Origin of the sequence: Bythopirellula goksoeyrii, assembly GCF_008065115.1 — a bacterium.
Lineage (GTDB): Bacteria > Planctomycetota > Planctomycetia > Pirellulales > Lacipirellulaceae > Bythopirellula > Bythopirellula goksoeyrii.
In genome coordinates, this window is the sequence record NZ_CP042913.1 from 416,769 (window position 1) to 442,530 (window position 25,762).

General features: G+C 54.3%; 20 protein-coding genes. 9 read left to right on the top strand and 11 right to left on the bottom strand.

All coding sequences use genetic code 11. From position 1 onward, the window contains the following. Nucleotides 1–57: 57 nt before the first annotated feature. Complete coding sequence (locus tag Pr1d_RS01665; RefSeq protein WP_148071891.1) at nt 58–1,263, top strand: 2,3-bisphosphoglycerate-independent phosphoglycerate mutase; 1,206 nt, start codon at nt 58–60, stop codon at nt 1,261–1,263. Between the two features lies 1 nt (nt 1,264). Here the strand turns inward: Pr1d_RS01665 and Pr1d_RS01670 are convergent, their stop codons facing one another. Continuing rightward, entirely contained in the window at nt 1,265–2,746 is a 1,482-nt protein-coding gene (locus Pr1d_RS01670) for an endo-1,4-beta-xylanase (protein ID WP_148071892.1), read from the bottom strand. Between the two features lie 268 nt (nt 2,747–3,014). Here Pr1d_RS01670 and Pr1d_RS01675 point away from each other — a divergent pair, with 268 nt between their 5' ends. Next, a complete protein-coding gene (locus Pr1d_RS01675; protein ID WP_148071893.1) occupies nt 3,015–3,905 on the top strand; it encodes a phosphoribosylaminoimidazolesuccinocarboxamide synthase in 891 nt (296 codons plus the stop codon). Between the two features lie 92 nt (nt 3,906–3,997). Here the strand turns inward: Pr1d_RS01675 and Pr1d_RS01680 are convergent, their stop codons facing one another. Together Pr1d_RS01680 and Pr1d_RS01685 are read right to left on the bottom strand one after the other, a co-directional pair. Continuing rightward, nucleotides 3,998–4,408 carry a transposase gene (locus Pr1d_RS01680; RefSeq protein ID WP_168205000.1) on the bottom strand — a complete coding sequence of 137 codons (411 nt, stop codon included), beginning with the start codon at nt 4,406–4,408 and terminating at the stop codon, nt 3,998–4,000. After that, nucleotides 4,399–5,127 (bottom strand): ISAs1 family transposase, encoded by a 729-nt coding sequence (locus tag Pr1d_RS01685; protein WP_168205001.1) that lies wholly within the window; start codon nt 5,125–5,127, stop codon nt 4,399–4,401. The genes Pr1d_RS01680 and Pr1d_RS01685 overlap by 10 nt, the downstream gene beginning before the upstream one ends. A gap of 278 nt (nt 5,128–5,405) precedes the next feature. Here Pr1d_RS01685 and aroC point away from each other — a divergent pair, with 278 nt between their 5' ends. Together aroC and Pr1d_RS01695 are read left to right on the top strand one after the other, a co-directional pair. Next, nucleotides 5,406–6,545 carry a chorismate synthase gene (gene aroC / locus Pr1d_RS01690; protein WP_148071896.1) on the top strand — a complete coding sequence of 380 codons (1,140 nt, stop codon included), beginning with the start codon at nt 5,406–5,408 and terminating at the stop codon, nt 6,543–6,545. A gap of 55 nt (nt 6,546–6,600) precedes the next feature. Next, nucleotides 6,601–7,833: a hypothetical protein gene (locus Pr1d_RS01695; protein ID WP_148071897.1), complete on the top strand. Its 1,233-nt coding sequence runs from the start codon at nt 6,601–6,603 to the stop codon at nt 7,831–7,833. Between the two features lie 102 nt (nt 7,834–7,935). Here Pr1d_RS01695 and Pr1d_RS01700 read toward each other — a convergent pair whose 3' ends face one another. Beyond that, on the bottom strand, nt 7,936–9,333 hold the full coding sequence (locus Pr1d_RS01700) for an adenylate/guanylate cyclase domain-containing protein (protein ID WP_168205002.1): 1,398 nt from the start codon (nt 9,331–9,333) through the stop codon (nt 7,936–7,938). A gap of 327 nt (nt 9,334–9,660) precedes the next feature. On the opposite strand from Pr1d_RS01700, the gene Pr1d_RS01705 reads away from it, so the two are divergent. Genes Pr1d_RS01705 through Pr1d_RS01715 form a run of 3 tightly spaced genes read left to right on the top strand, consistent with a single transcriptional unit; the run spans nt 9,661 to nt 13,695 of the window. Further along, the gene (locus tag Pr1d_RS01705; RefSeq protein WP_148071899.1) at nt 9,661–10,890 is read left to right on the top strand and encodes a 2Fe-2S iron-sulfur cluster-binding protein; all 1,230 of its coding nucleotides are present in this window, start codon (nt 9,661–9,663) and stop codon (nt 10,888–10,890) included. Beyond that, a complete protein-coding gene (locus Pr1d_RS01710; RefSeq protein WP_148071900.1) occupies nt 10,891–11,934 on the top strand; it encodes a cytochrome c family protein in 1,044 nt (347 codons plus the stop codon). Between the two features lie 15 nt (nt 11,935–11,949). Continuing rightward, entirely contained in the window at nt 11,950–13,695 is a 1,746-nt protein-coding gene (locus tag Pr1d_RS01715) for a cyclic nucleotide-binding domain-containing protein (protein ID WP_148071901.1), read from the top strand. 197 nt (nt 13,696–13,892) lie between these two features. On the opposite strand, the gene Pr1d_RS01720 is transcribed toward Pr1d_RS01715, so the two are convergent. Then, the gene (locus Pr1d_RS01720) at nt 13,893–15,017 is read right to left on the bottom strand and encodes a hypothetical protein (RefSeq protein WP_148071902.1); all 1,125 of its coding nucleotides are present in this window, start codon (nt 15,015–15,017) and stop codon (nt 13,893–13,895) included. Nucleotides 15,018–15,097: 80 nt separating this feature from the next. Next, entirely contained in the window at nt 15,098–16,591 is a 1,494-nt protein-coding gene (locus Pr1d_RS01725) for a S41 family peptidase (RefSeq protein ID WP_148071903.1), read from the bottom strand. A 643-nt stretch (nt 16,592–17,234) separates the two neighbouring features. Here Pr1d_RS01725 and Pr1d_RS01730 point away from each other — a divergent pair. Next, entirely contained in the window at nt 17,235–18,020 is a 786-nt protein-coding gene (locus Pr1d_RS01730) for a hypothetical protein (protein ID WP_210417854.1), read from the top strand. Next, nucleotides 18,017–20,023: a hypothetical protein gene (locus Pr1d_RS01735; protein WP_148071905.1), complete on the top strand. Its 2,007-nt coding sequence runs from the start codon at nt 18,017–18,019 to the stop codon at nt 20,021–20,023. Before Pr1d_RS01730 ends, Pr1d_RS01735 begins: the two co-directional genes overlap by 4 nt. A gap of 62 nt (nt 20,024–20,085) precedes the next feature. Here the strand turns inward: Pr1d_RS01735 and Pr1d_RS01740 are convergent, their stop codons facing one another. The 5 genes from Pr1d_RS01740 to Pr1d_RS01760 all read right to left on the bottom strand — a co-directional run bounded on the left by Pr1d_RS01740 (nt 20,086) and on the right by Pr1d_RS01760 (nt 25,742). Next, nucleotides 20,086–20,871, bottom strand: coding sequence for an SDR family NAD(P)-dependent oxidoreductase (locus Pr1d_RS01740; protein WP_148071906.1), 786 nt, complete (start codon nt 20,869–20,871; stop codon nt 20,086–20,088). 8 nt (nt 20,872–20,879) lie between these two features. After that, nucleotides 20,880–21,911 (bottom strand): galactitol-1-phosphate 5-dehydrogenase, encoded by a 1,032-nt coding sequence (locus Pr1d_RS01745; protein WP_148071907.1) that lies wholly within the window; start codon nt 21,909–21,911, stop codon nt 20,880–20,882. 40 nt (nt 21,912–21,951) lie between these two features. Next, the gene (locus tag Pr1d_RS01750) at nt 21,952–23,322 is read right to left on the bottom strand and encodes a GntP family permease (RefSeq protein ID WP_148071908.1); all 1,371 of its coding nucleotides are present in this window, start codon (nt 23,320–23,322) and stop codon (nt 21,952–21,954) included. Nucleotides 23,323–23,458: 136 nt separating this feature from the next. After that, complete coding sequence (locus Pr1d_RS01755) at nt 23,459–24,979, bottom strand: arylsulfatase (protein ID WP_238476613.1); 1,521 nt, start codon at nt 24,977–24,979, stop codon at nt 23,459–23,461. Between the two features lie 316 nt (nt 24,980–25,295). Then, a complete protein-coding gene (locus tag Pr1d_RS01760) occupies nt 25,296–25,742 on the bottom strand; it encodes a hypothetical protein (protein ID WP_148071910.1) in 447 nt (148 codons plus the stop codon). Nucleotides 25,743–25,762: the final 20 nt, after the last annotated feature.

Here is a 25,762-nt window from a genome sequence, read left to right on the forward strand (position 1 = left end):
GGCCGGGGGCGAGGACGCCCCGGCTCGCCCCCAGCCTCTAACAACTAGCCGCTACCTATGGATATGCATCAACTTACTCGCCAGCTCCAAGTCAAGAACGATTCGAAGATTGTGTTGCTCGTCGCCGATGGCCTCGGCGGACTGCCGCAGAAGCCTGGAGGGCAGACCGAATTGGAGACGGCCAAGACGCCGAACTTAGACGCACTAGCGAAGCAGGGGGTCTGCGGCGGGAGCATACCGGTGAAGCCTGGCATCAGCCCCGGTAGTGGTCCTGGCCATTTGGGACTCTTCGGCTACGATCCACTTCAATACCTCATTGGCCGTGGAGCCCTGGAGGCCACCGGCATCGGTTTCGCGCTCGGAGAAAACGATGTCGCTATTCGCGCCAACTTTTGCACAATTGATTCCACTGGTAACATCACCGACCGTCGTGCTGGCCGCATCCCCACAGAAGAAAGTGCTCCTCTGGCAATTAAGTTGCGCGAGGTTTCGATTCCAGGAGTTGAGGTGTTTGTCGAGCCCGTGAAAGAGCATCGTTTTGTCGTTGTGCTGCGTGGGTCGGGACTTGGCGGCAACGTGGCGGATACCGATCCACAGGCAACCGGCGTGCCGCCGCTGGCGCCTCGTGCCACGAACCCCGACAGCGAGAAGACGGCCGAAGTTGCTGCTGAGTTTATCAAGCAGGCGAAAGAGATTCTCGCCGGACAGCCGAAGGCAAACTGCTGCACTCTGAGAGGTGTTTCGGCTAAGCCGAATCTTCCCAGCTATGAAGAAGTGTACGGCCTGCGCGCCTGCGCGATTGCCGTCTATCCCATGTACAAAGGTTTGGCTCGTCTGGTGGGGATGGACATCGTCGGCCAGGCCCAAACTCTCGACGAGCAGATGGCCGTACTCGAAGAAAACTGGGCAAAGTACGATTTCTTTTTCATCCACTTTAAATACACCGACAGCACCGGCGAAGATGGTAATTTTGACGCCAAGGTGAAGCGCACCGAAGAAGTCGACGGATGTGTTCCACGAATAATGGCGCTCAAGCCCGATGTATTTATCTGCACTGGAGACCACAGCACACCGAGCATGTTGGCAAGTCACAGTTGGCACCCGGTGCCAACTCTCCTTGTTGCCGAGCATTGCCGTACCGATTCGTGCGAGAGCTTTGGAGAACAAGAATGCCTTCGTGGTGGCCTGGGCCAATTCGAGGCGAAGTATTTGATGCCGCTTGCGCTCTCTAACGCTGGTCGCCTGAACAAATTCGGGGCTTAGCCTAAAGGAGCGATTTGCGCAAGTCGCGCATCAGGTCCAGAGTAGGCTTGCCCTTTTGCTTCGCATCGAACAGCCCGGCATGAGGGAACTCATGGGGCTCCGCATCGGTGAGTTGGTTCCAGAGCACTACCTGCACAGCCGAACGCGCTAGCAACAGCGGAAGCACAGAACCCGCCCAATAGCGTTGGGGGTCTTGATCCGATTGATGCGATCCAGCGGGCATGTTGACTTCAATATTCTTTCTTGCAGCCGGATCGCGACTGCTATCGCTCGCTGTAGAAATACATACCATGAGCGGCAATCCCCACATACTCCACTGATCGAGCAGCTTGCCCCACTCGATGGTAGGCCGATGAAAGCTACCACCCGGATCGTACCCGGCATTGATTTCCAGAGCAAAACCTGAAATCCCCAAGTCGGCCCTCACCAACGCATCTGCATAGTGAGAAGGAGCAAGATCATCACTTTGAACGGCCAGATACTCTCCCCATGGTTGGTCGAACGACACAACGGTTGGAGTACGAGGATCAAGGCGGCGAACCAGATCCAGTGCATTTGCTACCAAGTGCAATCGCTGTTCTTCTTCGAGAGAAAGCATCTTCCCAGTATTAATTCGTGATGCCACGACCCACAAATGCACACGTCCGGCGTACCGAGAAACGACGGCACGGACATGGTCGAGAAGCAACTGCATCAAATTATCGAAGTCTCCATCCCATAGCACCATCCAATCAGGAATACCTCGATCATCCAGTTGCAGCAAAGGTCCCGCCGAGACTTTGAGGCCTGCCTTCTGACACCAAGCGAGTTGGTCGTCTGTCTGTTTCCAATTGCGCTTTCCCTCACTCTGTTCGATGGCTCTCCAAGAAATGGGGAGTTGAATAATATTGCAGGCCTCGACGAGCTTGCGGCGGATTTCGACGTTGGGCAACTTAGGGCCCAGGTTAACTCCCATAAGCGTCGATACGGGAGTTTGCTGCAATCGAGAGGCGGTTGCCTGGCGAGAATACTCGGCCACCAACTCTTCCGAAGTTCTAAGTGCCAGATCAATTGCAGCTTCGGCCTTCTCAGCAGCCAAAGCAGGATTACTTTGATTTGTAGCGGCTCGGGAGAACAGTAGCGTGGCGTCAGAGAGTTGTTCTTCCAAGAGTGCCGGTGTCTGCATCCCCAGCCACTGCCAGATGAAGAGTCGATTGCGAATCCTTTGGATCAGGCCCCGAGCCAATTCCACTTCGAGCTGATAGGGCAATTCACGCTCCATCAGCGTGGCAGTCGCCAGAAAACATTGTCCCTGGCCATCGACTACCCAGGGGACGTAGAGGCTCCCCGACTCGTTGTTGGATCGTTCGACTACCAGCTCATCATCTTGCCAGCGAGTACGAGTTGCCCAAGGGATTTCTTCAGCTCCCGCAACATAGATGCGTTCCAGGCCACCTTCCGGTATGCGACTTGGATCCTGTAGTCGAAATCGCAATTGTCCCATGTAGTAAGTTTCCTGGTACGTCCACACTTGCCCAAGGTGTGTGGGCGACTTGCGTGCTTAAACCGATAGTCTAACACCTAATCTTATGGAGGGGGAATGCCAACGATTTTTTCTGCAAACGGAATTTTCTAGCCGTCGGTGGCAACTCGTAGCTGCATCGCGGAAAGGGGTGCCCGCAGACAAACTATTCCGCTATATTTGAAGTCTAACTCCCGGTGGACTTCACTACACTCGAATTCTAGCAAGTGCCTGCATCTGGAAACTTAATATGACTTCACCACTCTTACAAACCGAATTGTCCGGTCTCCCAGTCACCCGCGGAAAGGTCCGCGATGTGTACGACTTGGGCGAGAATCTCCTTTTGGTGAGCACCGACCGGATCAGTGCATTTGATTGGGTTTTGCCCACGGGAATCCCCGACAAGGGGCGCGTACTGACCCAACTCAGCAACTTCTGGTTCAAGCATCTCAATATCCCTAACCATCTGCTCGAAACCGAAGTCGAAGCGATGAACCTGCCGGCCGACTCAGACTTGGAATCTCTTTCTGGTCGCACGATCCTCGTGCGCAAGACCGAAGTCGTGCCGATCGAGTGCGTAGTCCGTGGGTTTATCTCGGGTTCGGCTTGGCAAGAATATTATAATACGGGCAAAGTGTGCGGGATCGAACTACCCACGGGGCTTGAAGAATCTGCCCGGCTACCCTCCATGATTTTCTCACCCGCCACCAAGGCAGCAAAAGGGGAGCATGACGAGAACATCACGTTCGCTGAGATGTGTGATCGAGTGGGGGTTGATCTCGCCGATAGGCTAAGACACTTGAGTATCGAAACCTACCAACAGGGTGCCGCACACGCGCATGAGAAAGGAATCATCGTCGCCGACACCAAATTTGAATTCGGCGTAGTCGGCGGAGAAATCATCCTTGTCGACGAAGTATTGACACCTGATAGCTCCCGATTCTGGCCAGCCGATCTTTATGAACCGGGCCACGCGCAACCTTCGTTCGACAAACAATTCGTGCGCGATTGGCTCTCTGAGAGTGGCTGGGACAAAGACAGCCCCCCCCCCGAACTCCCCGAAAATGTAGTCGCACGAACTCGCGAAAAATACATCGAGGCCTACGAGCGAATCACCGGCGAACCGTTCGCGTGGAAATAAGCGAGCCCGAAGCGGTATTGCCAGGAGTTCTAGACCTTACTCCATCGACACTCGGCAACTCGGGGCACTAACATTCTAGGAGAACTGCAAAGTCAGGAATTGAGCAGCTGGAGCCCGTTGGCGGGGCACCAGGCAATGTAGTCCGCCGCAGCTCGAACGGGTAAGTTGGGGTCGGATCGTAGCCGATGGATCGAGAGGGCGGCGTTGTTGATCGCCGCCATGCAAGCAGAGAGACCTGGCCGACGGGTATGGTGACGATCCTCGTCCCACCAGCGGTCTTTCAGAAAGTGCAAGCTGTTTTCTATTCGCCAGTGCTGGCGAACGTGCCGCAAGAGATCGGCGGCGGTGACCTGATTGGGATCAAGGCTGCTCACATAGTAGCGAGTATCATGCAGAACGATTTTGCCATCATCAGCACGTAACTCACGATCTACACGCAGAGCAATTTGACAACCGGACAGATCGAGCGTCTCCCGGATATAATCCGCGTTGTCTAAATCCACCCATAAACGACGGGTTTCCTGCAAGGCCCCTTTTTTTCGGTCGTCTTGGCTGCCGGCATTCGCTCGGCAGCTTGGGCGAAGCAGTGTTCTAAAGCGTCAAGCGTATCCCCCTGGTTGGCCTCGATCTGTAACAAATAGTCGCGATTCTTTTTGCAGATCAGCTCGGCCAACGGACGCTGGGCGAACATCGCGTCACCAGTGATTAGCTGTAACATCGGATAGGTGTCGAGCAGTGTTTGCAGATGACGACGCAAGAGGGTCGGTTCGTTGGTTTTCTCGGCCCCAGTCGACCATTGGCCAACAACTGCTTGCAGGTCATGCACAAACGCGTTGAGCATATGCAGCGGACGACCGTTGTCGTCAAGTCCTTGCTTAGCCGTTTTCCCGTCGACGGCAACCACTCCTTCGCTGGGCGTTTCCGTTAAACAGTTCCGCAACCAGACGTCCAACGCTGCTTGAAACTCAGACACACTACATTGGGCCAACGTGCGGCTAAGCGTGGTGGCACAAGGGGGTTCATCTCGATCAAATCCTAGCGGCTCCTTGAGTTCATTCCAGTGAATGCCGGCCCAGCGAACGAGCACTTCCATTTCGCGAATCCGAGCCAGCATTCCCAGCAACATGAGAGTAACGATGCCAGCAAACGGATGTCGCACGCCCCGTGGGCAACAGGGATCGTCGAGTTGAGAAAACGCGTCGAGAAGAGTTTCAGTATGCACCGTAAAGGCTCCTTCCAAGAAAAGAGCCCCCCTGATATGCCTATCTACGGGGTGAATACGGCTTAGGTTCGGCTAAAAAGACTTTGCAGTTCTTCTGACTAACATTCCTGGCTCGCCTACAGCTAGCACCCCGCCTGCAGCTTTGCCTATCCTTTCATAATTCGCCATTCATTGTAGAATGACTCCTTGCTTCGACTTGCAGGAAAGCTAGCGAGAAAGTACTCTCCCGCCCGGACCCTATCTGTTTTCTAGCCACTAACCTCTAGCCTCAAACTCCTATGCTCCGTTATTGGACCGCCGGTGAATCCCACGGCAAAACATTGATTGCCCTGGTGGATGGTTTCCCCGCAGGGGTGACGATCGACACCGATGTAATCGACGTGGAACTCAAACGTCGTCAGGGTGGCTATGGTCGCGGAGGTCGACAACGGATCGAGACCGATAAGGTTGACGTGCGGACGGGTGTCTGGCACGGCATGACCCTGGGCAGCCCGATTGCGCTGGAAGTAGTTAACCGCGACTACAAGCTCGAACGACTCGACGATCTGCCGCGCCCTCGACCAGGTCACGGCGATCTCACCGGTGCGATCAAGTTTCTCGGTAGCATCCGTGGAATCCTGGAACGGGCATCGGCGCGCGAAACGGCTGTTCGGGTAGCAGCTGGTGCACTTGCTAAACAATTGCTCTCCGCGTTCGATATCACAGTCTTCGGCTACGTTACCGAGGTGGGGGGAGAAGAAATCAAACCAGTCGAGGGAACGCTGGACGAATTGCGCGCGATCCGCGATAAGAGTGAATTGTATGGTTTGAACCTGGAACGCGATCCCGCAATCAAGGCACTCATCGACCGCGCCGGCAAGGACGGGGACACGCTCGGCGGCATCATCGAAGTGCGGGTCGATGGTGTTCCCTTCGGCTTGGGAACGCATGCTCAGTGGGACCGCAAGCTTGATGGCCGACTAGCTCAAGCAGTGATGGCCGTCCAGGCGATCAAAGGGGTCGAAATCGGCATGGGTTTTGAAGCCGCTCGTCGTCCTGGTTCCCAAGTGCATGATCCCATTCATTATGACGCCAGTAAGAAAGAGACATCCAGTCTTGGCTACACGCGTCCCACGAACAATGCCGGCGGTTTGGAAGCTGGCATGACCAACGGACAGCCGATCGTGATTCGAGCAGCCAAGAAACCGATCAGCACTCTGGCCAAGCCGCTTGAGTCAATCAACCTCGACACCAAAGAACCCGAAGAAGCTAGCTACGAACGGAGCGACGTCTGTGCAATCTCCGCTGCAAGCGTAATCGTCGAAAATGTTGTGGCCTTTGAGGTCGCCTGTGCCGTCGTCGATAAATTCGGCGGTGACAACTTGCCTGAAATGTTAGGCCGCTACGAACTGTTTTTGAAAATGGCCCGCGATCGATAATCAGTTTCTCCTCCAGATACCAATCATCAACCACTAGGGAACACGGATGTTCTCGATGCATGAAAGAACTCAGCGCCGGATTTGTCGCGTCGTATACGTTCTGGTGAGCATAGTGCCCACCGTTCTTGCGGTGGCCTTCGTGCTCTACTTTCACCGCCCCTGGCAGGAGCGTGATTGGCAGCAACGGCTTGAGAACAACCTCCACGTTCGCGCCAGTGTCTCTCAAGTGACAGCCCCTCGCCCTGGTGGACGAGATCTCTACGACATCCGTCTCGCTGACCTGTCGTCGCGTAAAAAAATCGCTTCGATCGACAAGCTACAACTGCTTTCTGATGGTTCTGTTCATTCTGGACAAGTCGAATTGACTTTCCAAGAGTTGAACGAACTTGCGAGAATTGTGCAAAATTGGTTCGGAGCAGATGAGCCTGCCTCAGCCGATTTCACAGCGGATAGACTATTGCTTTCTCGTGGCGAGGACGAGGTTTGCGTACTAACGAATGTCCAATTATCCATCGACGGTGCCACTACGCAAAACCGCAAGTTGTCTTTTCAAGCCAACTTGAATACTGAGCAGTCCAGACAAGCCTGTGTACGAATTCAAGGCGAGCGAGATACCGCTGGCTACTGGGATGTCTTTCTGGACTGCCGAGAATGCCAGATACCAGCTTGGTACTTCACGGACTTTCTTCCCGGAGCAACTCGATGGAATAATGCACGCTTCGGCGGAACAGTGCGGTTGCATTGCGAGAATAACAATGTGGAAGGCTCCTTGGAGGGTACTTTTACTTCAGTAGATCTTCAAACATGGCTCGGCGAAGATTCCCCTCATAAGCTTCGTGGCACAGCCAATCTGCAACTGGATAAATGCTCGTGGGTCAACCATCGAGTCGTTGAGGTGCAAGGATCGCTTAAATCAGAGCCCGGTCAGATTGGTCACTCGCTCATCTCAGCACTAGCAAACTCACCGTATTGTGAATTGGGTAAGAGTTTTACAGGCTCTTTGTCGGACGAGATACTATCTTTTGAAAAACTCGCCTGTAGTTTTAGCTTGAATGCGGCCGGGCTGACGGTCACCGGCAATTGTCTCGCTCCCTCGCCTGAAATGGCTGGATGTCTCTTGATTAGTGACAGTAGACCTCTGCTCGTACAACCGACGTGTCCTCATGTGCCTTTGCCTTACTTTGTGCAGGTCTTCTGCCCACTAGAAAAATATTGGCTTCCCGGAATGCGTAGGGCAGTAGATCTGGCAGAACTCTTGCCGGAGCCAGAACATGCGATCAAGAAATAGTTCTTCTAGACTTCTCGATCACCTGGCCGGTGGACAACGTCCGCCGGGCAGTCTCAGACAAAAGTCATGGTCCGGCTAGGTAAAACCTTCACAACAACGAGTTCATTTTTCAAGAATATCAACTACTGAATCTCTATTCCCGGTACCATTATCTGAAGCTCTCCGACCGATTTCTGCTTGGCGCATTGCCGTAGCTTGATTCGCCAAAAAACGTGCCGGTAAGCTTGAATCAAGTTTCACGAGTTCAGATAATAGCGCCTCGACCTGTGCGAATTCACCCGCTTCGTAGTTTTGCAGTGCTTGGGTATATTGCTCGAGATGCCTCATACGTTCCGCCAAAGAACTTGGTGGATAGACTGCAAATAATTCCACCGGTTTCTCCAGTCCGGGTAGCCGAGCCGTACAAACCCGTAGGGTAAGGAATTTGTTCGTCAGTTTCTTCTGTGTGGCTCCCGTGATGAGCACTGGTGTCTCAAGCTGCTTTGTTGCACCCTGAACTCGACTGGCTAGGTTGACGTTGCTTCCTCGTGGCCCGTACTTCAAGCGACTCTGAGTCCCCGCGTTGCCTACCAACACTTCCCCCGTGTGTATGCCAATGCCCAATTCCAAGGGAGCTTGAATCGTGGGTAGCCACTTCTCAGAGACGTGTGTCAAGGTATCAGACATTGCAAGTGCCGTCCCACATGCCAAGTCTGCCTGTTCGGATTGGTCGAGTGGTGCATTCCACATCGCCAGCAGTCCGTCGCCGAAGTAGTCCACTATAATGCCTGCATGCTCAATCACCGCTGCGGTGAAAACTTCCATCACATCGCCGAGCAGCCGATAGCACTTGTCCGGTGGCAGACTCTCCGCCAAAGAAGTAAATCCGCGTAAATCGGAAAACAGCAGCGTTACTTCTCGTAGTTGGCCAGCAAGACACTCCGGATGGCGTTGAATATGCCCCGCAACTGTCGGTGAGAAGGCCTGTTCCAACAACGCAAGGCTGCGTGCAGCGGCAGTCTCTTGCTTGATACGTGAAATTCCCACCGCAAGCGATTCGGCCAGCACCTGGAGCATCCGCGCTTCGAATGGCCGTATACCCCTCCGCCGGTTTTCTCCGGAATGGTGGCGCAAGCCATAGACACACCCTATCAACCCACCTGAAGAATCAAGTACTGGCGCGATGGCAATAGAATGCGATTCGCTGCCTCCTGATTCATCCTCAGAATTTGTTTGAAAATGAGTGACAGGGTTTTCTACGAGCATCGCCAAGATTGTTGGATCAGTCTCCACCTCCTGCGAGGAATCGATACCGTCAGTAGCAAGCTCTATCCAACTCCCACCTTCTGACTGATTTTCACAACTCAATACCCAGGTAAAATCGAAACCGATTGTGTCTACAGCAAAGCGTGCAGCGTCAGCAAAGAAAGCTGGCGAGTCAGCAGACGCCCGTTGCAACTGGGCGATGGCCGACAGCCACCTGCTCCAGGTACGTGACGAAGGCCCATCAGTAAGGGTCACGTGCTCCTCGGGTTGCATCAAATCTGTGAGCGCAGAGTTATCCAATGGGGGGACCTATTCGTGTAAGAATGGGGGTACGCAGCATTGAGCATCGAGTTGTCGTGCTGGATCTGGAAACTAAAGGGGTCTGTATTCCTTGCCGTTATCAGAAGATAGGTTATTTGGCACTGCTTCGATGGCGATACCTCCCTCAAAACCCATACCACCGACCGCTAGCAGTGACTGCGATTTGTTCTCGACACATACTCGAGGTTGCGAAATAATGCCGTTCTTTGGCCTACTGCTGGCGCGGGAAGGCGATAGTTTGAGTTCTTGCAAGGATGCAATGTGGATTGGCAATCGCTAGGCATGATTTCAGGCGCGGCTCTTTTGGGGGTGAGCGGGCTTCAGTCGCTTGCTGCCACAATCGCGAACGGCTCACGGAAAACCCGCCTCCGTCACCGTTACCAGGACCAACGGGCACGTTTCCAACAACAGCTTGCGAGCGAACTAAAATTTGCCCGTGCCAGCAAGCCGATTTTCCGTGCCTGGGCAGGAGAACGACCGTTGCGTGTCGCGGCGGTTGTCGATGAAGCCGTCGGCTACAAGAGTTTCTATCTGGTCGCCGCCGATGGCCGGGCCTTGCCCCACTTTGAGCCGGGACAGTACCTGACCTTCAGCCTTCGCGTTGATCCTCAACTCAAGCCAATCGTGCGGTGCTACTCTCTCTCCGAGCGCCCAAGAGAAGATTACTACCGCGTAACCATCAAACACACCGGGGCAGGGCAGGGGAGTAGCTATTTCCATAGCAGGGTGAAAGTCGGCAGCGTGCTCAATGTGCAGGCACCCCAGGGAGCCTTTTTCCTCGACCCCACAGACCAATTGCCCGTTGTACTGATCGCGGGGGGTGTCGGGATCACGCCCCTACTGAGCATGGCAAGTTCCATCGCCCACGAGCAGAGTCCTCGGGGCGTGTTCCTCTTCGCCGGTTTCCGCAATAGCAGCGAACACCCATTTCAGGAACAACTTTCTGCACTGACAGAACACGAAAACATCCACTACGACATCACTTATTCGCGTCCAAGCGCGGAAGACTTAATAGGGCGCGACTATCAATACCAAGGTCATGTTAATATCGTCCGACTGAGGCAGGTACTGCCGTCAAGCAACTTTCGTTTTTACCTTTGTGGCCCGGGCGCCATGATGGAGCAACTTGTTCCAGGACTCTTGAATTGGGGTGTTCCCGAAAAGCACATACACTTCGAAGCTTTCGGCCCTGCAACTGTTAGACGGATGAGAAAGCCAAGCAACGCGTCCTGCGATCCTTGTCGTGTCGAATTTGCCAGATCAGAAACCGATCTTCTTTGGTCAGGAGATTTTGCCGCATTGCTGGACTTGGCTGAAAGTGCCGGGATTGCTCTCGATTCCGGCTGCCGCGCGGGCAACTGTGGACAATGCCTTGTGAAGGTCCGCAATGGAAAGATCATTCACAGTAAAACACCTGGAGTACCACTTGGCGATGATGAGTGTCTTACTTGTATTGGCCAGCCCCAAGGCGAAGTTGTGCTGGATGCCTGAATGAATTGGCGAACCGATAATTTGTGGAGTCTTGTCGGAAGGTATTTCCTGATTGCCCTGGGGGCGAGCTGCGCACTATCTGCCAAAGCCGTCGAACACGAGGTTGGCTTGAACCCAATCATCCACGACCCCAGCAAGATTCTCGGTCCCGACTCCTGCACCAAATGCCATGAGAAGGAGATGCAATCCTGGCACGGCACGCCTCACTTCTCAACCTTCGACTCGCTACATCGCAAGCCCGAGGCAAGAGCCATTGCGGACCGACTGGGACTTGCGAGCATCAAGCGAAATGACACCTGCGTCGCTTGTCACTACACCGAGCAGCAAGTCGGCGAGCGAGTCCGTGTTGTTGCTGGTGTCTCGTGCGAGTCGTGTCATGGCGCTGCGCAGGATTGGATCGCACTGCACAACGACTATGGCGGCCCAAACATCACCAAGGAGAGCGAAACCCCTGAACACCGCCAACAGCGGATTGAAACAAGCGTCCAAGCCGGCATGAACAATCCCGCGAATCTCTACCTTATCGCCCGGCAATGCCTTGCATGCCATACAACTCCCGATGAAGCACTGGTCAACGTCGGTGGTCATGCCGCCGGGAGCAAAGACTTTGAGCTCGTCTCTTGGTCACAGGGGATGGTACGGCACAATTTCCTCCGAACCGGCAGCGCATTAAACGCCGAGTCGACGCCCGAACAACTTCGAGTAATGTATGTTGTCGGTATCCTGGCCGATCTCGAAGCAAGCCTCCGCGCCACCGCTGCAGCTACCTCAAAATCCCCCTTCGGCATAGCCGCCGCCCAACGTGCGGCAGGACTAAAGCACAAGCTGTACGAAATCGACCAGCTCGTCACCGATACCTATATCAATGATGCCCTCGATGCAGCACTGGGCGTGCCACTAAAACTCAACCACAGCGCCGAACTCAACGCCGCCGCCGATACCATCGGTAAGTCTGCCTACGACTTCGCCGCCGAGGCCGACGGCAGTAAACTTGCTGCAATCGATCCGCTCTTGCCAACACCAAACCATTTCAAGAATCAATAGAGTGAAATTAATTTCATGTCACTCCTAGAACTAGCCGTCGAGCGCCCGCAACGCTGGGATGTCCCCTTTGGCGATGCCATGGGGGAAGCTGAGGTCGATCAACTTTTGGAACTCGACCCATTTTACGAGATGGACCCGACGTCGTTTCCGGCGGCGCTTCCACTACGCGAAATACTCAAGAATGATACCCGGATCAACTACTACCCCGTTGGCGGGATCATCGTTAGAGAAGGTGACTACGGCAACAGTGCGTTTCTCGTTTTACGAGGTAAAGTGCAGGTTGTACTCTCGGGTCTCGATCCTGAGTTGCTTGGTCGGCAACCCATCCGGAAACAAGGGTTTCTCAAATCACTCGCCCGCATGTGGCGTAATCCGAATCTGCCAGAAGTTCGCGAGCAAATCCGTGCTCGGCAAGACCTCATCGTCAATGATAGTGATGAAGTGGCCGATCTATCCCAGACTCGTGTATTTCTACAGGATATTCCCCGTGTATTGGGGGACTCTCGGACAGTGACTCTCAAGCCGGGCGAACTCTTTGGTGAATTGGCCGCACTCACACGAACTCCGCGCTCGGCCACGGTGCTGGCCGAGGGTGACGCTTGGCTCTTGGAAATCCGCTGGCAAGGCTTACGCGACTTGATGCGTCACACCGACTCTCTCCGCCAGCACGTTGAGCAACTTTACCGCCAGAACAGCCTGCGAGTCCATCTCCGCGAGACACCGCTTTTGTCACAACTACCTGCCGAAGTACTGGAAAAAGTCGTCGCGGAAACCGACTTTGAATCTCACGGCAACTTTGAATGGCACGCCACGTTTGATAAAACTAGTCAGAGACACGGTGAGGCAATCATCACCGAACCGCTCATAGCCGAGGAAGGCTCGCTGTGCGATGGCATCTTGCTCGTGCGTTCTGGTTTTGCACGACTCAGCCACCACTTTGGCAGTGGCCAACGCACGGTTGCCTATCTAGGGAAGGGGCAGGTATTCGGCTTGAACGAGGCGATTGGATCGGCCTTGGGTACTCTGCCGGTTACACTAACCCATTCCCTGCGAGCTCTGGGATACGTAGACGTACTACGGATTCCTCAGCGAGTGCTCAATGAACATGTATTTCCCCATTTCTCACGTGAGGCCTTAGCCGAGATTGCCAAGAAGCACGCCATCTCCTGCACCACCGAGCAATGCGAACCGTCGAACGGACAGCATGGCGGCGAACAACCACGAATCGATACGCCACTGTTGGAATTCTTGGTGGAGCGAAGGCTCATCAACGGCCAGCAGGCGATGCTTATCGACCTAGATCGCTGCACGCGCTGCGACGATTGCGTGCGAGCTTGTGCCGCCACCCACAACAATAATCCTCGTTTTGTTCGGCAAGGCGAGCGCCATGGCCCATTCATGATTGCTCAGGCTTGCATGCACTGCGCAGACCCGGTTTGCATGATCGGCTGCCCCACCGGCGCGATCGGTCGCGACATGGCTACCGGAATCGTCCGTATCAACGACCTCACCTGCATCGGTTGCAGCACCTGTGCCAATAGCTGCCCCTACGACAACATCAACATGGTCGAAGTCCGCGACCGCAGCGGCGCGATTCTCGTCGATCAAAACACCCATCAGCCAATTCACAAGGCGACCAAGTGCGATCTCTGCGCCGATCAGTCTGGCGGCCCCGCCTGTCAGCGGGCCTGCCCCCATGATGCCTTGGTGCGCATGGATTTGGGTAACTTAGGTCAACTTTCCGACTGGGTGGGCCGCTGATCTTGGAGCATGTGCGCAGCCCCGCTGGGGTTGGGGGCTCGGTGTTAAATCGCTAACCCAGGATGCGCTGCGCGCCTCTGGCTGTGGAGTTTAACACCTTCGGCGTACACAATGGCACTTTTGGGTTGCGGCCAGGTGTCGCGCTAGGTAACTCCGAAAGTAGATGGCATAGGAGGTTTACACCCCATTGGCGGTCCTTATTCCCTGCTGCTCGTCGTGAGACTGTGAACACGAGCAAAGACACTGGCCTGTTTATTGTCATTCCAAACTTGCTGAGATTCCTCGTGCGTCAAATCTGCCAACCGACCTAGCAGCATGAATGCCATAGACCCGTGTACCGTTTGCCAATTCGACATTTCAATCAGGCTCGGTATGGAATTCTTCCTTACTTGCCGCAAGACAACTTGGCTTCCATCTAGGTTCAAGAGTAAGCCAACCGCTTTGTTCCTATCAGACCAATCCACGGAGTCGAGCAAGTTAACTGCATTTCGCACCAGCTCTATTGGAGGATTCAGCGATACCTCCGGGTGAGATGCAGCAATTTCGAAAATTATAGACAAGGCACGTGTTGAGTTGTTACGCACTGTCGAATTAGAGTCGCTCATGGCCGCGACGAGTTCGTGAACTACTTGCAACTTATCTGGTGCATAGGCGATCACTTGAGCAGCGATTGCTCTTTGCTTTCCGTCATGTGAGGTGTGCAAGACATCAACCAATCGGCTCCAATGTTTCTGAGCGAGTGGAACAAATGCTTGCTGAGCAGCTCGAAGGTCAGAGTCTTCAGATAAAGAATGTCCCATCGTTCGGTCTTCGCCAAACAGGCCGCTCGCTGCTGCCTTTGCAAATGCCTGTTGCATTCTGCTATTCGCTGCCAGTATTTCAGAAGGAAGAGTTGCGGCTCCACTTGGTGCCTGCTTGTACTCCAATTGCTGAATCCCCGGTTCTACTATGCCCAGATACACAACCATGCCAAGCTTGTCACCTTTGAGCAACATGCCGTAGATTGCTGCAAAACTCGCTTTGTGTACACCGGGGACAGCTTCGATTCGACGAATCACCTCAGCCACGTTTATCTCATCACCGGCAATGTTCGCGAGATTGTCTCCAACTTCCAACTCCGAAGCTTTGATGACCGCCTGCTGTGATACTGAACGCAAACCAAAAGTCTCGATGCGAGCAATGATTGGCTTGGTTTCGGGAGCCGCAACATCGTCAGCCGAAGTGGCTGTTTCGACAGGGAATGAGAAAGTCGGCACGAGAGTGATGGCAAGGGAATAGCACCAGAACAATGCGTATCTTTGACCTGATTTAAGTCGTGCCATTTCTTATTCTTCTAGTATATTTGGAATAAGCAAGGTGATATTCTATCGATTCCTAAGATGCCGATATAGATGAGTCTAACTCAACGTGTGGGCTTCTGGGATAAGTCCTTCCGTTCAGCAGAGCGAACAAACTCGATAGCACGCGCGAGAATTTCATCTTCGTTTGAATCTTCCGAAACATCAACCACGATATCTGGAGGAAATCCGATTTCTGAATAGTCTTGGCCCGTTGGAGATAGCACGGTCGGTTCGCCTCGAAAGGTGATCATCCGACCATCGGCGAGTTTCTCAAATTCCTTGCCGCAAAGAGCCCCTGCCGTAGTCTGGCCAATCACTGTGGCCCGCCGATTGTCATGCAGGGCCAGCGCTAGCATCTCAGCACAGCTTGCCGTGTTTTGGTTCGTCAGCAGAATGACTCGAACGATTAAAGATCCTGGCTTTGACTTGAACGCAACCCGCCTACCGTTTTTGAACTGAAAAATCTGGAGGTACTTTTCGTCGAGAAAGATATCAGCCACGCCGTTTGTTTCTTCGGGGCGACCAGCACTATTGTCTCGTAGGTCGAGTATGATGGCTGGCGTTGTAAGAGTCACATGTTCGCGAACAAGATTCTTTACCCGCATTGCAATTCCGGATCCTTCGAAATCGGGAATCTTGATGTAGACAATTCCTGGGTCGATCACACTCGCCTTGATCCTTTCCGCAGCGGACTCTCTGCGGATGTTAAATGTGAGCGTTTGGGCACCTCGCTCGATCGTCATGCTCAAGTTAGTCCCAGTAGCACCTCTTAAGGACCTCAAAGCATCTGCAATTGTTTTTATTTCGGCGACGTCTTTGGTATTCACCCGCAGAACCACATCGCCATCCCGTAACCCCGCCTCAGCAGCGAGGGTGTCAGGCAAGACCTTGATGGTTGGCCAGTCGCTGGCATCTATACCGAGCAATCCACGCTCTTCACTCGGCTTGCTGCGCGCCTCAATCAAGTTCGTAAGCCATTCCGCTTGAGGTACGCCGAGTACTCCCGCAACCTTTGATCCAGTGGCACTGAGCATCGCAGGCAGGCCCGCGTTGACCAGTTGGTCTCGCTTCACCTCACCGTCGGCAATCGCCTCAATCTCGTTGAGGACTAGTTCGAAGCTCTTGGTCTGAGAAGCAGTATCTACCCAGGAGTTGCGTTGAGAAGCGGGGATGTTGGTATGCCCCAGCGATTCGATTTCCTTGCAAACCGCGTCAATGGTATGTCGCACAAGTTCCTCCGTCTTCTGCACTGGATACGCGTGAGCCAAGAGAACCGAGAGTGTGTAGTCAAGAGCGTTAGGAAAAGTATCAACGACCTGAGCATCTCGACTCCTCTCTATCGCCTCGACAATCTCCTGCTCCTTGCCATAGACGAGCACTTCAGTCTCGGTGTTGGTTGACGTCTCCAGCTGCGACGATACGGCTGGTGGCACACCCAGACAACTAGAGAGAATTAGGAGGGTTCCCGCCTTAAGAAAGAGAGGAAGAGTCTGTGGCTTACAATCCCGAACGCCATTGCGCTCGCTAATCACAGATTCTGATCTTGAATGAAACATCGCAAAGCTCTTCCTCTATTATTGTAATCTCTTTGGAGTCTGCCGTCGATGCATCAGACTCCAATTGCTAAGGGGTAACGCCGTCGCGCATAGGCGTTATCCGTTCCAAGTATCGAGAAAAGCTTGGGATGGGGCTGCCACCTACTCTATTTGATTCATTGCGGCGGCGGCCCAATCCGCTGTACTTACAGTAGTTGGCTAAAATCCGCCGACACTTCGAAAATCCCTTACAGTGCAATTGTTACAGATCGATGATTTGCCGAAATCATCGCAATCGCCCCCTAGGAAGGATACAGGACGATACCCACGAGCAATCATACAGTCGGGCCACAATTTGACCTCCTACTGCGTTTGAATTCACTGCATTACAGCACATTGGGGCAACGACAAACATTTGGGTAACTTAGGTCAACTTTCCGACTGGGTCAGCTGCTAACTCAACCGCACCACTCTTCGCAGTTCTACCGCGACAAGGTACCTTAGAAACTCCAGAGGACGTTGCTAGTCGATCCTGCTTAGCCGGACTGCCACGCAGTCCGGGAACCCGTAGGGCGTGGCCCTCCGGCTGGGAAGATCGACTCACAGTTTTATATTCCAGAGTGCCATGAATTCGTTCGCTAGTCGGAGACTACGAAACAGCGTCTTGACGCTAGTCGCTGCCATGGCGGTCGTGGGGTACGCCTGGTGGAGTGCAGGGCGGCTGGAAAGTCCAGGATTTGCGACCGGCTATCTATTGCTGGGATGCATTGCGTTTCTCGCACTGTACAACACCCGCAAGAAACTCCCCGTGCTTGCCTGGACTACCTCGGCAGGCTGGTTGCAAGCACACATTTACATCGCTCTCTTTTCGGCCATAGTGTTTGGCACTCATATCGTTTGGCGATTCCCCAGTGGCTACCTGGAAACCACGCTTTCTCTTATGTACGTGGTGACGTTTGTAAGTGGCCTCATAGGGCTCTATTGGACACGTACCATCCCGCCAAAGCTAGCGCGCGTGAGTGAAGAGTTTCTCTACGAGCGTATCCCTGCATTGCGCACGGAGGTTCAAACACGTGCCCAGGAGGCGGTTCTGGAAACGGTCCGCAGCACCGGCAGCGAGACCCTAGGCGACTTTTACACACAGCGTGTCCAAGGCTATTTAGAAAAACCACGTGGCCTCTACTACTGGCTTCGGCCCACCAGCAGTGTACGAAAGAGATTACTTGCAGAATTGACCGAGGTCACTCGCTATCTCTCAGAACCTGAGCGAAAAGCTAGCGAGAAACTTTTCGCTCTGATCCGTCGCCGCGATGATTTGGATTTCCACGCCGCTATGCAGTGGCGTCTCAAGGCCTGGCTCTTTGTGCATATCGGCCTCACGTATCCACTACTTTTGATTGCCTGTCTTCATGGTTGGCTTGCCCATTTGTTCTACGGGGGAGCGTTGTGAGAGAACCGCTCACCCTCGAACAGGGAGACAACTACGAACGCCCCAATCAAAAGTGGGTCTGCGGTCTGGCCGAAGTGGGCCCCTCATGTCCGTTGGGTCCCGGTGGGAACGGACATTGTCCCCAGTCAGCCGCCTGCCATCCACTTCGTGACGGAGACCGCTGGCATTGTAATCGCTCGCCGCTCCGCGGTGGAGAATGTGAAAGGGGACCAACTCCTGAGGGCGGGTGTTGCCTTCGCTATGAGTGTCATCCGGTGCGTTCGCTCCGAGCAAAGCGGGGTCGATTCGTCGTTGGCTGTCTAGTGGCGACCTTCGGTGCGCTCTTTCTTCTGCTGAGCAGCAACAAGCGGAACGAAATGATTGCGCCAGGAAAGCTCTCCGTGCATCATGCCCAATTATTGGAGCGGGGCGAAGACAAGACGAACCGTTGCGCCAGTTGCCACGCCGCCGGAAACCAAACGATGAGCGAGTGGCTGGCCCATATAGCCGACCCCGCTCTCGCCACTCCAACACAAAGCATGCTTTGCATGGAATGCCACAAGAACGACTTCCCTCTCGAGGCGGCGCTTTGGGCACATAATATCGATCCTCTCATCTTGCTCGCCCAGAGCGAGTCGGAGCCCGATCATCACGACCCAGGGCTACCGCCCACGGCTAATAAGGGTTCCTTCGAGACGAATTTCACCCGTTGCCGCGATCCTACCACCGCCATCGCATGCAGCACTTGCCATCAAGAACACCTTGGCCCACAGCACAACCTAACTGCGATCAGCGACCGTTCATGCCAGGCATGCCACCGCAATCAATTCCATAGCTTTGCCACCGACCATCCCGAGTTCCACAATTGGCCAGAACATCGACGCACGCGAATCGCCTTCGATCATGCTCTCCACGAAGCAAAGCATTTCCCCGCAGAGAAACATTCCTTCTCCTGCAGCGACTGCCATCGTCAGGATCCCAGCGGAGGGTTCCAGGAAACGCTTGACTACGAATCTACCTGTTCAAAGTGTCACGACAGTAAGATCCAAGCAAGTTGGGCTACGGGTGTACCCGCAATCTCGCTGCCTATGATTGACGTTGACTCATTGGAAGCAGCAGAACACGACATTGGACCTTGGCCCGAGAACGCAATGGGAGATTTCGACGGCGCACTTCCCCTGTTCACGAAACTCTTGTTACTAGTTGATGCTCAAGCCGCCGAGGCAATAGACACGCTAGGAGCCGACTTTGATTTCTACGACATCGATCCCAATGACCCCGTACAATTGACGGCAGCAGCAAACCTCATCGACGCCACCAAACAGTTAATTGCCGATCTACAAACCAAAGGCCAAGCGGCTATCGGCACACGACTGGAGAGACTACTAGGTCGATCCGTCACTCCCACCGAACTAGCGGCCGCCACAGCGCATCTCTCGCCCGCCAGCATTGCGGTCGTCGCCGAGGATTGGCTAGGCGGAGAAAACGGCGATTCCTCAGAAGGCAATAACCCCGAGCGAGTTACTGCAGGAGGTTGGTATACTGATCCCATAACGCTCAGTCTCCGCTATCGCCCCACGGGACATGCCGACGCTTTTCTAACTGCCTGGATCGACATTCTGGCAGAAGCCAGCGGAGGCGAGCACAATACTGCCGCGAATAAATTGCTTGACCAAGCGATGAAACCAACTGCCGTCGGCATGTGCGGCAGTTGCCACAGCATCGATCGCTCAGATTCAGGCCAGTTGAAAGTCAATTGGTTTGCCAAGCAATCAAACGAACACGGTACCCCGTTCACCGTCTTCTCCCACGCCCCGCATGTTATGCAAGCCGAATTGGCTGACTGCACCGCCTGTCACCGAATGAATGCATCGGCCAAGGTGATGGACACCTACACCCAAACTGATCCCGACAAGTTCACTCCCGAGTTCCACGAGTTAACCCGCCAAGACTGCGCCGAATGCCACACTCCCAATGCCGCAGGCGATAGCTGCACGCAATGTCACCGCTATCACGTGCGTTAACCGCGATGCGGCAGTCGAGTCCTGCTCGATGAAGCAAGGCGCGGATATTCTAGCACCAATGATCACTTTCTCGTCGCACGTGTCGCCCCGGTCGATATCCCGCCATCGACCAGCAGCGTCTGTCCCGTCACATACTGGCTCGCATCTGAAGCAAGAAACAAGAGTGCCCCATCCAAGTCGTGCGGCTCGCCCGGTCGTTTGAGTGGGATGCGGTCCACGAGGTATTCCACCCACTCGGGGTCTTCGTAGAGCACTTCATTCTGCTTCGTCTTGAACCACCCCGGCGCGAGGCAATTCACAGTAACCCCGTGGCGTCCCCAATCGTCGGCCAGACTCATTGTGAGTTGTTTGATGCCGCCGCGACTCGCACAGTAGGGTCCCAGCCCAGCGTAGCCGGCCACGGAAGTGACCGACCCGATATTGATGATCCGCCCCGACTGCTGGGGAATCATGTGCCTGGCGACCGCTTGCGCGACGAAGAACGGCCCACGCAGGTTGGTGTCGAGAACCGTGTTCCATTCTTCCCATGTGATATCGAGCGCCGGCTTGCGAATATTACAGCCGGCGTTGTTCACTAAGATGTCAATCTTGCCAAAAGCGTCGAATGCAGCGCTCGCCATGTTTTCGATGCTGCCGTACTCAGTTACATCAAGTTCCAGGGGAACCGCACGACAACCTGATGTCACTAACTCACTTTGAAAAATACTTAGAGATGAAAGCTGTCGACTGGTAATCAGCAGGTCAGCCCCCGCACCAGCCAGCGCTCGAGCGAAGTATTGCCCCAATCCTCTGCTGGCACCTGTGACGATGGCTACTTTGCCAGTCAGATCAAACAGATTTGTTGTCATCGCATCACTCATGGTTTCAACACCACCTTCATCAGTCCAGGTTCACCATTGAACAATCGTTCGAACCACTCCGGGCCCTCATCGAGATTTGCTGTCGCTGAGATTAGTGGAGCAACTTGTACTGCACCCGATACGATCAGTTCCAGACACTCCGGGTATTCGCCACTCGAGGCACACGTGCCACGCAGTGTGAGTTCACGCGTCACCACGGCTTGCAAAGGCAAGGCAACCTCCGGGGCGAGATTTCCCACCAAGGTCACTGTCCCCCCGCGGCGCACTGCCTGCACTGCCGTTTGCACCGTTGCTGTGATCCCCACCACCTCAAACGCATGGTCCAATCCCTGGCCGTCGTGGGCCTCAATGAGTCGGTCCACGAGATCATCCTCGCTTGCCAAGATAGTTTCGTCAGCACCCAGTGCGAGGGCCAATTCCAACCTCCGTTGATCTTGATCCACGGCATACACCTGACTGCATCCGTAGTGTTTGAGCACTTGCACGACCAGCAATCCGATCATGCCCGTGCCAACCACGACTGCCGTTTCGCCTCGCACCAATTCCGAACGCCGCACCGCATGTACTGCGACCGACACAGCTTCCAGCAAGGCAGCATGCTCCATCACCAAATCATCAGGCAACCGGTAAAGAATCCGCGCCGGCACCGCCACCATCTCGGCAAAAGCCCCATGTCGCCGGTACTCTCCGCACGATACTCCGAGCACCTGCCGATCGTCGCACAGATTTATTTTTCCCTGCTGGCAGTAGGCACACTTCCCACAGGAGATCGTCGAATCAAAAGTAACCCGATCCCCTTCGCGAAAGTCAGACACCGCCGATCCAACTGCAGAGATCGTCCCCGCCGCCTCATGTCCCATCACCAGCGGCGGAATTCGTCTTCCCGTCGAGCCATCAAAACCATGGATATCACTTCCACAAATCCCACAAGCCGCCACCCGCACCAACACCTCATCAGCGCCTGCCACCGGATCTGCCAACTCCGAAATTTCCAACTTCCCCGGCTCAGTAAGCAGTAGCGCTTTCATGACTGGCTCTCGACTCTCGACTCTAAGTTCTCAGCAATTATCACACCAAAGGCATCACATTCGCCAGCAACACGGTAAACAACATTCCCGAGATCCCCGCCAGGGCCAGCATAGGAGACCATGATTTCAGCGCCTCTCGTGGTGTTAGTCCTCCCATACGAGAAAAAACCCAAAAGCCGCTATCGTTCATCCACACCCCTACCATCGAACCACAACCGATCGCAGCTGCCAAGTACACCTTGTCGTAGGCCAGTTCCATATCGACGGTCATCGCTGCCAGCATGCCACTGGCAGTAATCATGGCCACCGTCGTAGAACCCTGAGCGATTTTCAGCATGCTGGTGATTCCAAAAGCGAGCCACAAGAGGGCGATTCCTGTTACGGGTTGACTGTCCCCCGAAGCCAATGTCTGGATCGCTTCAGCGACGTTGGCCTCTTTGAGCATTGCTCCAAAAGCCCCGCCAGCCGCGGTGATTAAGATGATCGGTCCCGCATCCATCAGCGAAGTCTCTAAAAGTTCTGAAACCCTTTTCGAATCGGCACCTGTCTGACGGCGGAACACCCACATTGCCGCAGTCGCGGCCAACATCATGGCCAGTAGAGGATTGCCCAAGATCGCAGACACTTGAACAAGCATGTTTTCTGAATCCCACTCCGCACGACTAACAACGGTATTCGCCGTGATCAACAGAATCGGCAACGTGATCGGTAGCGATGCGGTCCACAAACTTGGTTTGGGCGTATCCGGTTCTGCATGATCGTGCCCCAGTGGCCCCTGATCAGCGGCATTGCCTAAAATCAATCTTCGATCAATCCAGTGGGCATACAGGAGGCTCACCAGAGCAACCACCATTCCTACCAACATGCCGATGAGAATCATGAGCCCCATATCCACACCTAGATTATCTGCCACAGCCAGCGGACCCGGCGTCGGAGGCACCAAGGTATGCGTCGCTGTGCCACCCGCCCCGATTGCCAGCAGATACTTCAGATAGTTCTTCTGGGTCCGTTCATGCATCGACTTGGCAATCGGAAACAGCAGATAGAACACCGTATCGAAGAACACGGGGATCGAAAGCACGAACCCACTGGCAGTGAGAGAAAGGCCCCCCCGCTGTTGTCCAAACAATCGCAGGCACGCTAGTGCAAGTCGGTCTGCCGCTCCACTGTCAAGCATGCACTTGCCGATCACCACAGCCATCGCGATCGGGATGCCTATCTTCCCCGCAGTCACTCCAAACGCTTCCGCCACCCGACTGATCCTCTCGACTGCCTCGCCAGGAGCCAGCAAACTCACGACGATGGCCGCTGTCACCATGGCAAAGAAGGCATGGAGCCTCAGGACGACAATCATCCCCACGACGATTGCAATACCCAGCACGAGAATCCACAGCGGCGAAAGAAGAGGCATGTGTAAATGAATAAAAGAAGAAGTTGGCAAAAAGTCCGCCCAGTATAGCGCACCAACTCCAACTCAGAAACCCATCTCCTCGTTAAGCCGCACTCCGAACGGAAGCGATATCTTGCTTTACTTTTTCTGTATTCTGCTACTTCTTTGTATTGGGCGCTTGCAGCAAGTTAGTAAATTCCTCCCTCACCTCAATCCACTTGGCCTTCAGTTTTTTGACCATCTCGGGATTCTCTTCAGCCAGGTCATGATTCTCCGCGCGATCAGTGCCAAGATCATACAATTCCCATGGATCCCCTTTGGCAGCCACGATTTTCCAATTGTCCTTTCGCAGAGCCCGATTCCCTTCGTGATACCACCAGAGGGCGTCTCGCGGGATAATCACATCGGTACCCAACGCGGCAGCCAAGTTTCGCCCGGGATTTGGTGGAAGATGCTCATCAGCATACTCGCTGGGCCACTCACCTCCTGCTAGCCCAACTATGGTAGGAGCCAAGTCGATTACATGGGCGGGTGTGTGGCGTAACTCACCCGAAGCATGAATTCCATCTGGCCAGTGTACGACGAGCGGGGTGGCAATTCCTCCCTCATGAACCCAAGTCTTGTGCCGTCGAAACGGGGTATTCGATGCGCTGGACCAACCAGGACCTAAACACAAGAACGAATCCTGCGAACCCGGCATCGCTTCTGGATCATGCCCATCCCCGCGCACCATGATCTCCGCGCTTCCCCCGTTGTCGGAGAAGAACAGGATCACCGTGTTGTCCAGTTGGCCCATCTCACGAATTTGATCGATCACGCGCCCTATCTCGCGGTCCATACGATCAACCATCGCGGCATGAATTTCCATCTTAGCAGCCTGAAACTCCTGTTGCTCTGTGGTCAAGCTATCCCATGCCAATTCACGATTAACCTCACCCGCCCCTAACTGTTCGATGGCTTCGGGGAAATCATAAGGAGGCCCAATCTCCGGCTCTAGCGACGAAAGCTCACCCGGCAACCCCAGCAGTTTCTGAATCTTAACCCAACGCTCCTTGCGTAGTTCGTCCCATCCCGAACCGTAGCGACCTTGGTACCGGGCAATGTCCTCTGCCGGCGCTTGCAAGGGGAAATGGGGTGCGATGAAAGCCAAATATTCAAAGAATGGCTGATCGGGATGCTGCTCTTCATGCTGCTTCAGAAACTCAATCGCATAGTCGGCAATCACGGTGGTCGCGTAGAAATTGTCGGTGAGCGATTTGGCAGGCAACTGCCTGTCATCCAAGTAGTGCAGTGTTGGTGTGAAATAGTGATCGTAGTCGTTGAAGTAATACGAATGGTCAAATCCTCCCCCCATTGGACTCCCGTCGATGTGCCACTTGCCGGAGTGATAAGAGCGATATCCCCTAGGTTTCAACATGTGGGGAAGCAACCGTGCCCAGGAAGGACGCTTTCCTCGACTACGTGCATTGTTGTCAACGCCCGGCAAGGCATCCCGTCCTACTTGTTGGGGATAATAGCCTGATAGCAAACTAGCTCTGGTAGGCCAGCAGCGGCCGCAATTATAGAACTGAGTGAACTTCAATCCATTCTCAGCAAGTGCGTCCAGATTCGGAGTCGAAATCTCGCTACCGTAGCAGCCCAGATCGGAATACCCCAGGTCATCTGCTAGGATAACCAAAAAATTTGGTTGCTTGGCAGCCCAGGCATTGACACTTGTAGCAAATAGGACCGAAACCAAGAAGTACGCTCTAGACAAATAGCAGATCACGAAACTGCCTCCATTTGAGGTTTTGCAAAGCGAGATGGCAAGAGTATAGCAACTCCACCGCAGCATCGCAGGGACCGCTCCTCCAGGGTAGGCCCCATTGTAAAGTGCAGCCTAAAAAATAGGTTCGGCCGCAACCCGAAGGGGAGCGCCTCTCACATTGGCAGCAATGCACAATGGAGCGCGAAGAGTCTACAAAGCAGAGTGAAGAAACACAAGAATAGCCGAGTTACAACACCTGCGTATCGCTCACACCCAGATCATTTTTGAGTTGCGGCAGAATAGTCTGGCGAAGCTGACTATCTAAGCGGGCGTACTTACCAAGCTCGTCGGCAATTTCGGTATCGGTCATTCCTGCCCCGCGGGCATAGAGTCCCACGTCGAAGGCAGCGATGCGAACTCCGACCAGTACCAGTCGCAAATCCGCCAAAAGAAGCTGCTTGTCGTTGCGATCCAATTCCTGGTCTTCGGCTAGCCGTGATTGCCATTGTCGTAGTCGGCCGGCCAACTCTCCGAACTGTTCGCACTGTTCTCGAAACCCTGCTACTCCATCTTGATCCGGCCTCGCCTGGCAACCCACCATTGCTGCAAAGTCGCTATTTCGCGCATCGGCAGCTTCGATCGCTGTCTCAATATACCCTTCCATCGCCAGTTCCAAGATATCGGTGTGAATCATCGTGAAGCCTCGAGAGTTGC

Bases quoted from the DNA above. Each gene is read 5' to 3' on its own strand.
- Pr1d_RS01665 (WP_148071891.1), top strand. From the start codon at position 58: ATGGATATGCATCAACTTACTCGCCAGCTCCAAGTCAAGAACGATTCG.
- Pr1d_RS01670 (WP_148071892.1), bottom strand. From the start codon at position 2,746: ATGGGACAATTGCGATTTCGACTACAGGATCCAAGTCGCATACCGGAA.
- Pr1d_RS01675 (WP_148071893.1), top strand. From the start codon at position 3,015: ATGACTTCACCACTCTTACAAACCGAATTGTCCGGTCTCCCAGTCACC.
- aroC (WP_148071896.1), top strand. From the start codon at position 5,406: ATGCTCCGTTATTGGACCGCCGGTGAATCCCACGGCAAAACATTGATT.
- Pr1d_RS01695 (WP_148071897.1), top strand. From the start codon at position 6,601: ATGCATGAAAGAACTCAGCGCCGGATTTGTCGCGTCGTATACGTTCTG.
- Pr1d_RS01710 (WP_148071900.1), top strand. From the start codon at position 10,891: ATGAATTGGCGAACCGATAATTTGTGGAGTCTTGTCGGAAGGTATTTC.
- Pr1d_RS01715 (WP_148071901.1), top strand. From the start codon at position 11,950: ATGTCACTCCTAGAACTAGCCGTCGAGCGCCCGCAACGCTGGGATGTC.
- Pr1d_RS01720 (WP_148071902.1), bottom strand. From the start codon at position 15,017: ATGGCACGACTTAAATCAGGTCAAAGATACGCATTGTTCTGGTGCTAT.
- Pr1d_RS01725 (WP_148071903.1), bottom strand. From the start codon at position 16,591: ATGTTTCATTCAAGATCAGAATCTGTGATTAGCGAGCGCAATGGCGTT.
- Pr1d_RS01740 (WP_148071906.1), bottom strand. From the start codon at position 20,871: ATGACAACAAATCTGTTTGATCTGACTGGCAAAGTAGCCATCGTCACA.
- Pr1d_RS01745 (WP_148071907.1), bottom strand. From the start codon at position 21,911: ATGAAAGCGCTACTGCTTACTGAGCCGGGGAAGTTGGAAATTTCGGAG.
- Pr1d_RS01750 (WP_148071908.1), bottom strand. From the start codon at position 23,322: ATGCCTCTTCTTTCGCCGCTGTGGATTCTCGTGCTGGGTATTGCAATC.
- Pr1d_RS01760 (WP_148071910.1), bottom strand. From the start codon at position 25,742: ATGATTCACACCGATATCTTGGAACTGGCGATGGAAGGGTATATTGAG.